Below are 13,693 nucleotides of genomic sequence, written 5' to 3' on the forward strand. Positions count from 1 at the left end.
CATATCTGAATCCTCTTAGGCACATGAAATACATAAAAAACCTTTTACTTACCGCTATTTGTTTAACCACCTCAATTTCATTTGCCCAACAGCAGACCAAGCCTAATATTGTATACATACTTACAGACGATATGGGATTTGGTGATATCTCCAGTCTCAATAAGGAATCAAAGATCAATACTCCAAACCTTGACAAAATGATCTCAAATGGAATTTATTTTACTGATGCACACTCCAACTCTTCTGTCTGTACACCAACCAGATACGGTATACTTACCGGAAGATATGCTTTCAGATCTTCGCTTAAAAAAGGTGTACTTCATGGCTATTCTCCAGCGCTCATTGAAAAAGGTCGACCAACAGTAGCTTCCTTTTTAAGAGATAATGGCTATACTACTGCCTGTATAGGGAAATGGCATTTGGGATTAGGCTGGGCAAAGAATGACCAAACAAAACCTGTAGGAAATTCTGGGACTGGCGAAAAAATTGATCTTGATTTTAACGACAATGTTAATTACGAAAAGGTACTTGAAGATGGTCCTTTAAACCACGGTTTTGATTATTCATATATTATTCCGGCTTCGTTAGACATGAGTCCATACCTATATCTTAGAAATAACAAAGCTGTAATTCCTGCTACAGCCTATACTCCCGGAAAAAGTGAATCTGAAGGCAGGGGTAGTATGAGAAGGGCAGGAAAAATGTCACCAGGATTTGATTTTCAGCAGGTATTACCTGAATTCATCAATGATGCTATTACCTATATTAATAAGCAGTCAACCAGTAATAAGCCCTTTTTCCTTTATCTTCCACTTCCCTCCCCACATACCCCATGGGTGCCTACCGAAGAATTTAAAAAGTCTAAAGCCGGAGTATATGGAAACTACGTAGAAGAAACAGACTACATGATCGGGAAAGTACTAGAAGCATTGAAAAAAAACAATTTAGATGGCAATACACTAGTTATTGTAACGAGTGATAACGGCTCTGATTGGAAGCCTGCTGACATTGAAAAAACTAATCATCATGCCAATTATATTTTCAAAGGCAGAAAGGCTGATATTTACGATGCGGGTCACAGGATTCCATTTATCGCAAGATGGCCAACAAAAATTAAACCGGGGAGTGTAAGCAATGAAATCATGTGCACAACAGATTTATTTGCGACAGTCGCTGACATCATCAACAAACCATTACCTATAAACGCCGCTGAAGATAGTGAGCATATGTTACCTGCATTTACCGGGCAACAAAAATCTCCTATCAGGGAGGCCATTGTACATCACTCTTTAGGAGGTATTTTTGCTATCCGTAAAGGCGACTGGAAGCTAAGCACTGAATTAGGTTCCGGAGGCTTTACTGAACCAAGAAAACTGGAAGCAAAACCAGGAGAAGCACCCATGACTTTGTATAATATGGCTAGCGATATTGAAGAAAAAAACAACCTATATTTCGAGAAACCCGAAATTGTAAAGGAACTATCTACTTTGCTAAATAAATATATTACCGAAGGCCATAGCAGAAAAACAAATTAATTATTTATGTTCATGAACAGCTATGATCAACTGTTTCACTGCACCCAAATGGTAGGCTGCATGTGGCAATAATGCTAATGTGCCCTTAAGCAAAGACGGATTTGACCAGTCATTAACTTCTCTAATAGCATTAACCAGATTCTGATAAGCAATCAATAAAGCCAACTGTAATTCCTCCCATTCCTTATTGTTGACTTTACGAATTCTCCAACTCTCCTCCCAGCTACCTGAAGGCTGCTGTCCTTTGTAAAATGTCATTGCAAATTCCAAGCTCCATCGCAAATGTTCAGTATGACCTGCAATGGTAGAGCCACCTTCTACCATAGGAGTAGATGCCATTTTAGCCGTTATCTGTTTAATTGTTGTGGTGAAGCCATACCCAGGTGTACCATCTATAATCCAGGTTTGTTCAAACTCAGAACCAATATAAATTTCCCGGAACAACTCCAGAAATGGCTTCAATACACTTTCCATGATTGCATCTTTTCATAGTAACAAATCAGGCTAGAGCTTTGTTTCCATATTTGGAGGGTATAACTCACCATGTATTCCATCCCCCTTTCTATTTTAAGCTTGCAAGTCCTTTTTCCAACCTCTATCACCTTACCTCCTTTTATCATTGGCTTTCTTAAGTGATTTAAACTAAAGAAAAATTATCACAAAAAAAGACACCTCTTAAACTTCTAAATAGAAGTTTAAGAGGTGTCTGAAGCACTCCATAAAGAAGATCATTTTATATTAATAACTCAACAACTGCATTTGAGCGTCAATAGTTGTTCTAAAAACACGTTGTTTATCATAATAAGGCAGAATAAATGATTCATTTAACCAAGTAACAGATTCTGTATTTACATAAAAACCTCTTTTGATATCTCTATTATAAATCTTACTGGTACTCAGCATCTTACCTGTTGTAAAATCCATTTCAGCAAACAATGAAGAAGTCGTACTCAAGCTACCTGTTCTCATGTTAGCAACCATTCTTAAGACATTACCTTTAAGTGAGTAGGCTATCTTCGAGCCTTCGCCATCTAAGCTCATATAAGTACGTGGGATAAATTGGTGATACAATTCTTTTACCTCCTGATCATAAATTTTCATTAATAATGAACCATCGAAAGTGACGGCTACATTATTTGACGCCTGAAAGAAACTAGGTGCCACACTGACCAATAATTTATCCCCATATTCCGTAATATGCTTTACCCCTAAAAATTCTATTTTAGCGAACTTTAGATCGTCAAAAGTTTTATTAACCGGAACAAAGGTTTTTCGTAATTCCTTAACACGTTTACTATCAAAAACATCCTTAGTTACTTTTGAAGTACCATCTTTAAAATCTATTTTAGCAGTAATTAAAGTCGTCTCTTTGTCCATATTTTCATAAACTATAGCCAAATAGTTGATGAATGGCTTCGCACTAGCAGTACTCAATATTGAACTGATCACTCTGCCCTTCCTTATATCCATCGGAATGGTCACAATCTTTAACGGATCTGCGCTATTTGCGATATAAGTTGCAGCAGAGATTTTACCTCCTTTATTATCCACAGTAGCAATAAACAAACTACCATCCGCACCGTTTGATGTCGTCCATTGCTCTCCTTCCGGCATCCGAGGATGTATGATTTCTCTTTGATTTAAGTCCCCATCATAATTAATGATGCTAAAATCTTGCGTCTGCGGATATGATTTGTCAGATTGGTACAAGGCAAGAATACCCGTTTTACGTTTCATTAAAGTCAGACGTACCGACATTCTGAAGTAAGAACCATCAGTAGCAAAGAAAAAATCAGGTTCTTCAATAAAATCTTTATTTCCTTCGTAGATTATCTTTTCAGACAATACCCTACCTGTTTTCTCTTCGAGGAGATAAGCTTTATAAGCACCCCCAAAGTTCTTAATAAAATTTTTATCACTTGCAGCGACTACTAAAATGTTATTTTTGAACTTCCCAATGGTCAACGGATATCCACTAAGTGGGGTAAGCCATTTCTGAGCCAGTTTACAATCAATATTTACAACAGCAAAATCAACTTTCGGAACCCCAACCACCATAGCCAAACTATTATCAGAAAGGTTAATCGTATTCTTGAATTTACTGTCATAAGCAGCCACTAAATTCCATTGCGGATCTTTAATAATGCCAATCTGAGATTGTCCAAAAGTAGTATTACAGGCAAAAAAAGCAATTAACAAGAACGCTATTCTAGTAGTCATAAATAATTTATTACAGTTTAAGTGAAAATAAAACTTTAAAATTAACCTAAAGGTACACTTTTATGGTTACAACAAAAAAATTTCATTAAAAAGAGTATTCAAGCAATTCTTCACCTAAATGGTCTTTCAAAGCAGTTAATCGTTATAATTAACGTTACTTTTTATAACTAACTACGTAGGCTACCCCTTTTTCGAGCTGCAGTTCATAAGTCCTTTTCCCCACCTCTTTGGCTTCTCCTCCCCTTATAACTGGTTTAGAAATACTTTTAAACCGCAACACACCTGATCCTTCATCAGATTTCACCCTAATCTCTTTCTTGCTGCAATACAAGGAAATCTCGCCAGCAGGTGTTGGCACCTTACCTTCCATCCAGTCCAATCCACCCAGATTTGGTTCAACCACATAAGTTTCGTATCCCGGTGAAAGCGGCTTAACTCCTAAATAATACTTACCAAGCAAGTAAATTGGGCTAGCGCCCCAGGCATGGCAAAGGCTTTTACCAAAAAGCCTGCCATACATGGCCAAATGCTCAGTACCTTTCTTCTCAGGATTGTACTCTTCCCAAAAAGAAGTAGCTCCTAAATCCAACATCCCACCCCAATAATCTTTCATCTGTTTCAATACGTACGACTGCTCGCCCATTGCACAAAGCGCTTCGAGCTCATAAAAACGCATATAAGGTGTTGTGATCTTGTTGATCTTATCATTCATCAGCACATGCTGTTTCACCTCTAGCTTTTGATTAGCCGTAAAGTAATCGAAAAAAATACCGAACATATTGGCATAACGTGTTACATTATCGGTAGGTTTACCACCAACTCTGCTGTGTACCAATGCATGCTTGTTCTCGTCCCAATACAGCTTAAAGATCTTCGCTTTTAAATCCACTGCAAGCTGTTTATAATTTGCAGCTGCTTCAGTATCCTTTGCCATGTCCGCACAAAGTGCCATGGTTTCCAGACTACGGCAAAACAACAATTGCTCAAAACTCACTTCTCCATCTTTACTTAACTTGTCAGCCCAGTCAATAAAAATCCAATCGCCCGGCATCCACTCCAGCAAACCATCATTATTCCGGCGGTTTAACACATAATCCATCAGAGTTTTCATTCTTGGATAAACATCTTGTACAAACTTCTGATCTCCTGAATACTGGTAATAATCATAAATACCTAAAAACCAATAAAAGGAGTAATCCATAATGGTATTGATATGTGCCGTTACAGGATCTTTTCCTCTTTGCGCCAGCAAAGTACGCTTCACTATTGGCGATTCATTGAAAGAATAATAGTTCATTAGGTAACTTTGATAAGCGTCGCCTGACCATACCCACCTATCCCGCTTAATTCCATCGATAAAAAACTCGCGGGTGTTTAAATGAAATGTATATTTCGATACATCATAAATCTTATTGATTTGCTCATCGGAGCAACGGAAACTCCCTTTTTCTGTTACGGGAGCATACTCATACAGCATACTTACCTTATCAAGTGTTACATTGCCTTCCGGCTGACAATTCACATAACGAAAGGCTTTAGACAACTCAATTAATGAGTCTGTTTTTCCTTTTAAATCGATATCCAACAGATCAAGTGTTTCACATTTATCGGCAGACAAAGCCTCTTCCCTTGATTCTCCATAGTAAATATGCAGTTTACCATTTCCCTTTAAACCATGAAGCTTAAGAAAACCAAAAGTCTCTTTGCCAAAATCAGCTACAAAACCTTTATCCACTTTATCGGTTTTTACAGCCTCCATAGATTTGGTGGATAACTTAAATTGTGAAGGTGGTGATAGTGGATCCGTTAAATTCCATGATCCAACAGAAACAAAGGTGGTTCCCGATTTATCGGAAGCCTTTCCACTCTCGTCTATCCATTCTTTATCCTCAAAAGTAGTTAACCAGCTATCATCAGAAACTACCGTTTTCCCTTGCACAAATATAGCCGGAACCTTATCCTGTCCATAGACCTTTAAACTCAGTTTATGCTTACCTGCCGGGATGGTAATTTTTTTAGGATAACCCGAAAAGGCTTGTCCGTCAATCTTTACATTGTATTGTCCTTCCACATACAGTTTTACTTCTTCCGGAGTAGCCAGATTAAATTCCTTATGAAATTCTACCAGTACATAATGGCTATCCATTTTCCAGAATGGCGGAAGGAAAGCTCCTCTTTCTGTTCTACGATTCTGCATTTTATTAGATACCCATATATCCAGATCACCAGGATACCAGATCCAGGAGGCTTTTTTAGCATTCTGTGCATGAACATCAGTCCATAGCACTGTTAATAAAAGTACAAGTGCTGCTAACTTCAGTATACTTGTTTTAAAAAGTTTCATTTCCATCTATAAAATTAATGTCCGTTAAAAAAGATATATAATGCAACCATCACAATTGCCAACGCAATCCAGGATACCCAAACACGATTTGTTGGTTTTTCGATTGTACTTTTGTCCAGTTCGTCAATCTCATAAACCGTCGGGTTCCTATCAACCAGGGAGATTACTATGGCGATTATCAGCAAACCTAAAAAGATCAGAAAGGAAAGGATCAGGTAATGCGGCCAGAAAGAACATTCATCCGGTGGAAGAATCCACAAATATGTCACTCCTGTGCCTAAGCTTAAAATTGAACCGATCGATAGTGTAAAGTTGACGGCTTTGCGTGTTGTTCTTTTCCAGAAAACGGTTAACAAGAAAACTACCGATAATGGAGGCGCAATAAAGCCCAGGACCGACTGAAAAACGTCAAACAGGTTTAAACCTTTAATGTTATCTATAGCCAATACCACAATTACTGCCAATACACATCCGGCAATCACAGCTATTCTACCCATCCTAATGATCTGTTTATTGGTAGCTTGCGGATTGATGTTTTTTACGTAAACATCCATGGTAAACACGGTACTTAAAGAATTTAAAGAAGAACCAATGGTTCCTACCAACACTGCAATCAGCACTACTATAACCAGCCCATTCATTCCCGGAGGGAATAAATTAGTCACCATGGTCATATAGGCTTCATTAGGGTCTTTCAAATCCGGAAATAGCACGAAACACAATACCCCGGTAATGATAAACAAGGGGAGCGACAAGATCTTTAACCAACCAATAAAGCTAACTCCAAGCTGGCCCTGTTCCAGATTTTTAGCCCCTAATACAGATTGTACCATGGCCTGATCTGTACAAAAGAAAGCCACAGCGGCTACCGGATAACCAAGCAAAATGGCATACCAAGGATATTTGGGATCGCTGGCTGGCTGAATCAGATTCCAATAATGTGATGGGGTTTTGCTGTATAAAGCCTCAATACCTCCGACTTTATGTAAACCCAATACAGTAAGCGCAAGAGATACTGCAATCAACAGGATCATTTGAAAAACGTTTACCCTGGCAATGGCTTTTAAACCACCAAAGAAAGTAAACAAACCTGCAAAAGCAACCAACACGGTTACAGATTGCCACATGGGGATGCCGAGAATTTGTCGAACTAAAAAGCCCCCAGCAAATAGTCCCAGCGACAACCAGGAGATTAAGATCTTGATCAGTGCATACCAGGCAAGTATATTTTGCGTAGAATCACCATACCTTTTACCCATAAACTCGGGCATAGTACTTACTTTGGCAGCCAGATATTTAGGCGCAAAAACGATAGCAAGTAAAAACAGGAATACAAAGGCATACCAGTCAAAATTAACAGCCACAATACCTGTACTATAACCTATACTTGCAAATGCAAGCAACATAGACGGACCAACATTGGTACCCCACATGTTGAAACCGATACTGGACCAACCTAATGATTTATTCGCCAGAAATAAGGTCTCATCCCTGTTCCCCTTCTTAGAGAAGCTGGCCCTATAACCTATAATGATTAGAATAACCAGATAAGCAATTACAATGAAGTAATCGAGACTGGTTAAGCGCTCTACAATGTTTCCCATTAAATGTTTTTGGTTTAGTTGATTGGTTTAGTTTTTAGTTAAAGTCCGAAATCGGATCTTAACAATTGGTATTCATTCAAAATATCATTGATTTTAATTGGTAAGCCTGTTTGCAATGACCTATCCATTGCTTGTAGCAGCGCAATTGTACCTATTCCTTCTTTTAAATCCGGATAAGCAACAGTATCATTTTCAATGCTGTCAGCAAAGTATTCCAGGTAATTCTGGTATTCTCCTGCATGGTGACTTTGTCCTTCGAAACGGAAGAAATGCTTCAATTTAGCGTCACCCCAGGTGATCAACTGCTCTTCACCAGTATTGGTGGTTACCGCATAACGGAGTTCGTGGTAATCAGCTTGACTAGCCCCTTCTGTCCCCCTTAACACACAACTCATTTCGCTTTCGCGATAAGCGGGCTGTATTGGACCGGTATAGGAGCCACTTACACGGGCAATCCTACCATCAGTTGATTTGAAGATAAAATGCATGGTATCCTCATTTTTTAATCCTGCTTTTTTTCCATTGGCACTGATCATTCCATAGCCCATTACTTCTTCAATCTCTGGCAAGTACCACCTAATGAAATCGACAGGGTGGCTCAATCCGCCATAAAGCCACTTAAAAGAAGCTTCCAGAGCCCATTTCTTTTCCAGAAACCAGCGATGATCTGCATTGTAATGGCACTCAACAGTGATTAAATCACCAATAATACCTGCAGTGTAATCTGTTCTTTGTCGTTTATAAGGTTCGAAGAAACGAGAGCTCTGACCAACAAACACCTTCTTACCACTTTGCTTTGAAACCTCCAGGAGCTCCTTAGCTCTTCCCAAATCATCAATGAATGGTTTTGTACAAACCACATGCTTTCCGTGCAACAGCGCTTGTTTAACATGGTCTGCATGCAAATGATCAGGAGTATATATGGCAATTACATCAATAGTGCAGTCATCCAGTATTTCCTGATAGCTGGTGGTATAATACGGGAAATCGAACTCTTTAGCCCGCTGTTTACACACTTCTTCGTTCGCATCACAGATTTTAACCAACTCGTATTTATCACTCGCAAGGGCGGCAGACATAGTACTTCTTCCTTCTCCTAATCCTAATATTCCTAACTTCAACATATAAATTCTTTAATTATTCTGACTAAAAAACACCCAAACTTCATCCGGTTTGGTGCCTGCTATACCTTCCTGATATTTCTTCATCAAGACATTCCATTCATCAACCTTTGGATTATTTAGTGTGGTTTTCGGGTTTAATTCATCTAAACTTGTCCCTTTCGGAATGCTGATCACCAACATCAACTGCCTTCCATTTTTAAAGATCCGCAGCTGCTGAAAATCAGCATTGCAAAAGCCCTTGGCTACTTCCGGCCACTTATCAAATTGTGTAGCATGGTAATTCAGATATTCCTTTTGCATCGCCTCATCCTTTACCAGGTTCGTACTCAAAATAATGTTATCCCATTCCTTAACCGGCTCCTGTCCACAATGCTTTTTCCTGTTAAACGTGTAAAATACATCCTTGTACAGCCTGACTTCTGCTCCCTTAATCCTTTGCTGGAATTGCCTGATTAAAGCCTCTGCTTCATTCATTGTAGCATACACCAGCAATCGGTTATTCCATTGATAAACTGCAGAAGCTGATATACCTTTTTCCCTACAAATTTCCACCATTAGAGGTTTACTCAATTCTGCAGCTGAAGGTAACACAACCTCTATTGCAACCTCATTCCCATTCCCGGATTCAACACTATTCACAGGCTGATTAAAAACTTTTACTGAACTACTGTTCAATAAATAAACATAATCATGTTCAAGACCAGCTTTAAATTTAATACTATCCGCTACCTTAGGGCCGTTACCCGACCAAACATTACCAGGCCCGTTGGCATTTTGCAAATATTTCTCTGCCGGGGTCCAGTTATTTTTCACTGTAAAATAAGAAGAACCTTCGTCTGTATACAGGTAAAACCAATGCTCTGGATCGTGCGGATAAGGGGCTTTGTAGATGCTATCAATATAGTTGTTGGAGATCACAGAACCAGGTTGCGCAGACAATGTGTAAATGCCTGCCACGTCATACAAATACTTCCCATAATGATGAACCTTGTTGGCATGGATGGTATTGTTACGCATTGCATTGATGGTTTTAGTCCAACCCCAGCCCATGCTGATTCCAGAATAAGCCACATCGCTAATCTCGTTATGCGCAATATTGATCCCCCTTACATAACCAGCACCTATGCCCACACACCCCCAATCTTCATTGGTCGCATCAGTAATCAGGTTGTTTGTAATACTTTCATTGGTACAGATTTCACGCTGATCTGTTGGGTTATATGGTAAATGAACTTCTGCAGCTTCATCAGAAAAAACACCTACCAGTATACCACTACCGCCTATATCTTTAAAAAGATTTCCTTTAATCTCATTATCATGGGTCCCCCGTCTATAATCCAGTCCTGTTGAAGCATGATGTTCAAATTTACAAGCTTCAAAGCCCGTATGATGCGCGTAGCTGATTTCAACTGCTGCTGCTGGTCGACCTACCCAAGCCTGATTTTCCAACCCCTTTTTATCCGGAGTTCCCGGGATTTTCAATTTATAGGCATCCAACATGTACATTCCGGCTTGATGCGGCACATGACCAAAGCGAGACGGCCTCAACCAGCCTGCGTGCTGAAAGGAAATGCCTTTGAATGACACATAGGCCACCTGATTATCGATCGTGCCTTCTACCCTCACTAAAGTCTCCAAATTCGGCACAACAACTTTAGCCGTATTCATGTTTTCGCCCGACCGAGGCCAATAATAAACTTTGTCATTTTTTAAGTCTTCATACCATTCTCCCGGTTCATCCAAGAACTGAATCGCGTTGGTTAGGTAATATGGGGAATTGCCAGTCCTGGCAGATATCCAAGGGGCCGGCCAGGGATGTTCTGACTGTACACGACTCTCCGGTTCTATAAAGCTCAGTTCTGCTTCTGCTCCATTTACTTTGATTGATTTAACCCTCAAATTAGCGATAGCCCACCATTGCTGGATCACCATTTCTATACCTTTAATCTGCTCCAATCCGGCAGTATATTTAGCCATTGAAAAAGGAATCTTGCAGGTTTTTGCGGGAAAATTCCAACTTAAAATTCGCCCCATTTGTGCACCATTCCAATCTCGGGCTCTAATAGCCTTTTTTCCATCAACCCATAGTTGTCTAAATTCTAAAAGACTATTTCCCAGATCAGATACATCAGCTACCCAAACTTTACCTTTAGCTACATTTGGTAACCCATCGACGTTACTAACCACCTTTTTCCATCCGGAAATGGGTAAACCGCCACTTAAAACAGCTTCATTTTCATCCAGCGTAGTAATCACAGTTGGACTACCCGCAGTCCCCGAATCTTCAGGCCGCAAAATCACGCTTTCTGTTAAATAGTAAACTCCTTGTTCAATAAAAATATTGATCCCATTTTTTATAGAAGGATCTTTTAAGCGCCTCAATTCACGCGCTTTACGCAAGGCATTTGATAAGCTGGCTACGGGGGCTGTTTTTGTGCCCTCGTTCTTGTCCGATCCTTTCAAAGAAACATAAATATCTGCAGCCAGGCTTGGGATGCTACTCAATAGCATGCCTGCAAGCAAAACCAGCCAGAAAGGTTTAAAATTCATAATCTCGAGTTATATATCTGACTGAAAAACAGACTTTACATAAGCTGTATTTGCACTAAAATTCCACTTTACATTACGGGCATCCCTGGCATCTCTGGAACGTTCTACAACCAGCCATCCCTTCCACCCCATATCATCCAGTGTCTTTCGAGCTGCCCTCATATCAATCTTAGGATCATTCTGCAGCCATACGCCATCATCGTTTGTACAATGAATCTGGATAATGTTCTTTTTGCCCAATATCTGTAGTTCCTTATTCAAATCACGGCCATTCTTTATGGCGTTGGAAAAGTTGAAATAGCTTTTTATAGCACTTGAACCTATGTCTTTTAAGAATTGTAATTCACCAGCAGCATCTAAGGCAGTTTCAATACCAATCACTACTCCAGCTTTCTTTGCCATATTTCCGGCCACTTTTAAGCGTTCCACTAAAGCAGGTCGCAGTTCCGGATTCTTAACCAGATCACCCTGGACGCCCAATGGTAAAAAGGCAACTTTTACATTCATCTCCTTCATGGTGGCAATGCAATCCCCGATCATTTGCTGATAAGTGGGTCTCGTAGCCAGTGATTGTGCGTAAAAGCCAGTCATTGCCAGCGAACAAATTTCCAGATTCAGCACTTTCGCTGTATCCATAAACTCCTTTCGGGTCGCCGGATCAACGAGTTTATTATCAAAAGTGTCCCTATCGCCCAATCCACCCATATCCACTTCCACACCATCAGCACCTATATCCCTGGTCAGCTGTAAGGCACCCAATTTTTGCCGTTTTAGGATCATAAGATCGACCACTGCAACTTTATAACGTTGTTCTTTAGCCCTTAAAGCCCATGTATATTGGTTGCCAAGCATCAACCCACCCATAAGAAGGGTCAGTTTTCCAATAAACTGACGACGATTTTCCATAGCTTTATTTTGAAATACTTGCTTTAAATACCTGTTCTAATTGTTCAAATCCCTTTATTGCATTGGCAGGCAGATGCTCTCCTTTATCGCCAAACACATACATAGCAGGTTCTTTTTCAATGGTGCATTTGCTTTCATCATATTGACCGGCTTTATCCTTTACCAAAGCTCCATCTAACTTGAAGTTTTTAATGATAAAATCGTATACAGCCTTGCGTTTCGACGGGCCAAAATCATGACCTTCGTCAGGCAGATGAACATTCTCTACCTGATCCGATTTACCATAGTAGCTGTATATTTTTTTAAGAAAAGGCATATCATGATCAGGTACTGTAACCGTCCAATCCTTTCCATCCGATACGACCAACTGAGGTTTTGGCGCAGCCATTGCTGCAATCTCTACATTGTTTGTACCGCCTGCACACAGGTGAATAGGCATTCCACTTTCACACGGACAACCTCCATAAAATGAAGAAGATAAAGACACTACCGGAATGCTTAATTTAATACGATCATCCATAGCCGCAATCAACACGGTATGGCTACCCCCACCCGATCCACCACTAATACCAACACGATTTGGATCAATTTCTTTAAGGGACAAAACATAATCCAGTATCCTAATACCACCAAGAGTCTGAATAGTTTGTGCCAGACTTCTTCTGTGGTCTTCCGACTTAAACTGAAGCAAGGATTCCCCCCAAGCAAACAGGTCATAGCTAATCGCCATCACACCCATTCTGGCCATCATCGCACAGCGGATCTGGCAATCGGCACGGTACCGCTGCTGTGCCCAATGTCCATCCGGACTTAGCATTACCGGGATCTTTCCTTTAACTTTTAAAGGTTTATACAAAGAGCCATTCACATATAGTCCTGGTAAGATTTCAATTGCAATATTTTCTACCGTATAACCATCCATTACTCTTTTAGGAGTAATAATGGGTTTAGATGTGGGTTTCACTGGCAGGGTCGACAAGCCCTGAGCCTCATACAAACCCGGCTTGATTAAAGTCCTGCGCTGCTCCCAACTGGCTTTATCATGATATTGCGCAGCCAATTGATCCAACTTATTTTGCCCATCTTGTACATCCCAACGATAATACTCGTATTCTTTTAACTTATAAATGCCTTCTTTCTCTTTGTTTACCTTTAAATCCAAAGGTGCCAGCACATTAGACAATGTTTCATCGAGCTCCGGTCTGAAACGCCAAAGTGCATAATTCACCCATCGGTCTTTCACCTGATCATCATTATACTTTATCTTTACTTTAAAACGGCTTTCTATCTCCATCAACACAGTTTTAAGTGGCTGCCGGTATAGAAGATCAGAATTTTGCGTTTGCGCAACAGCGACGCTTAAAATCAGCGAAAATCCCACAATCAGAAATAAGGCAATTCGTTTCATCA

Annotated in this window: 9 protein-coding genes; 1 reads left to right on the forward strand and 8 read right to left on the reverse strand. The window is 39.9% G+C overall.

Annotated elements, in window-relative coordinates:
• Nucleotides 1–23 precede the first annotated feature (23 nt).
• Entirely contained in the window at nt 24–1,535 is a 1,512-nt protein-coding gene (locus P0Y49_12860) for an arylsulfatase (GenBank protein WEK17687.1), read from the forward strand.
• On the opposite strand, the gene P0Y49_12865 is transcribed toward P0Y49_12860, so the two are convergent.
• From P0Y49_12865 to P0Y49_12900, 8 genes are all read right to left on the reverse strand, one after another.
• Nucleotides 1,536–2,009 (reverse strand): hypothetical protein, encoded by a 474-nt coding sequence (locus tag P0Y49_12865; GenBank protein WEK17688.1) that lies wholly within the window; start codon nt 2,007–2,009, stop codon nt 1,536–1,538.
• A gap of 264 nt (nt 2,010–2,273) precedes the next feature.
• Nucleotides 2,274–3,755, reverse strand: coding sequence for a hypothetical protein (locus P0Y49_12870; GenBank protein WEK17689.1), 1,482 nt, complete (start codon nt 3,753–3,755; stop codon nt 2,274–2,276).
• A gap of 154 nt (nt 3,756–3,909) precedes the next feature.
• Entirely contained in the window at nt 3,910–6,099 is a 2,190-nt protein-coding gene (locus tag P0Y49_12875) for an alpha-rhamnosidase (GenBank protein ID WEK21795.1), read from the reverse strand.
• A 14-nt stretch (nt 6,100–6,113) separates the two neighbouring features.
• Nucleotides 6,114–7,703 carry a sodium/solute symporter gene (locus P0Y49_12880; protein WEK17690.1) on the reverse strand — a complete coding sequence of 530 codons (1,590 nt, stop codon included), beginning with the start codon at nt 7,701–7,703 and terminating at the stop codon, nt 6,114–6,116.
• Nucleotides 7,704–7,741: 38 nt separating this feature from the next.
• Nucleotides 7,742–8,827 (reverse strand): Gfo/Idh/MocA family oxidoreductase, encoded by a 1,086-nt coding sequence (locus P0Y49_12885; GenBank protein WEK17691.1) that lies wholly within the window; start codon nt 8,825–8,827, stop codon nt 7,742–7,744.
• A gap of 9 nt (nt 8,828–8,836) precedes the next feature.
• Nucleotides 8,837–11,377, reverse strand: coding sequence for a right-handed parallel beta-helix repeat-containing protein (locus P0Y49_12890; protein WEK17692.1), 2,541 nt, complete (start codon nt 11,375–11,377; stop codon nt 8,837–8,839).
• A 9-nt stretch (nt 11,378–11,386) separates the two neighbouring features.
• A complete protein-coding gene (locus tag P0Y49_12895) occupies nt 11,387–12,283 on the reverse strand; it encodes a TIM barrel protein (GenBank protein ID WEK17693.1) in 897 nt (298 codons plus the stop codon).
• 4 nt (nt 12,284–12,287) lie between these two features.
• Nucleotides 12,288–13,691: an acetylxylan esterase gene (locus tag P0Y49_12900; GenBank protein ID WEK17694.1), complete on the reverse strand. Its 1,404-nt coding sequence runs from the start codon at nt 13,689–13,691 to the stop codon at nt 12,288–12,290.
• Nucleotides 13,692–13,693: the final 2 nt, after the last annotated feature.

It is taken from the genome of Candidatus Pedobacter colombiensis (genome assembly GCA_029202485.1).
Taxonomy (GTDB): domain Bacteria; phylum Bacteroidota; class Bacteroidia; order Sphingobacteriales; family Sphingobacteriaceae; genus Pedobacter; species Pedobacter colombiensis.

Excerpts from the sequence above, each read along its gene's own strand:
- P0Y49_12860 (WEK17687.1), top strand. The coding sequence starts at position 24 with ATGAAATACATAAAAAACCTTTTACTTACCGCTATTTGTTTAACCACC.
- P0Y49_12865 (WEK17688.1), bottom strand. The coding sequence starts at position 2,009 with ATGGAAAGTGTATTGAAGCCATTTCTGGAGTTGTTCCGGGAAATTTAT.
- P0Y49_12870 (WEK17689.1), bottom strand. The coding sequence starts at position 3,755 with ATGACTACTAGAATAGCGTTCTTGTTAATTGCTTTTTTTGCCTGTAAT.
- P0Y49_12875 (WEK21795.1), bottom strand. The coding sequence starts at position 6,099 with ATGAAACTTTTTAAAACAAGTATACTGAAGTTAGCAGCACTTGTACTT.
- P0Y49_12880 (WEK17690.1), bottom strand. The coding sequence starts at position 7,703 with ATGGGAAACATTGTAGAGCGCTTAACCAGTCTCGATTACTTCATTGTA.
- P0Y49_12885 (WEK17691.1), bottom strand. The coding sequence starts at position 8,827 with ATGTTGAAGTTAGGAATATTAGGATTAGGAGAAGGAAGAAGTACTATG.
- P0Y49_12890 (WEK17692.1), bottom strand. The coding sequence starts at position 11,377 with ATGAATTTTAAACCTTTCTGGCTGGTTTTGCTTGCAGGCATGCTATTG.
- P0Y49_12895 (WEK17693.1), bottom strand. The coding sequence starts at position 12,283 with ATGGAAAATCGTCGTCAGTTTATTGGAAAACTGACCCTTCTTATGGGT.
- P0Y49_12900 (WEK17694.1), bottom strand. The coding sequence starts at position 13,691 with ATGAAACGAATTGCCTTATTTCTGATTGTGGGATTTTCGCTGATTTTA.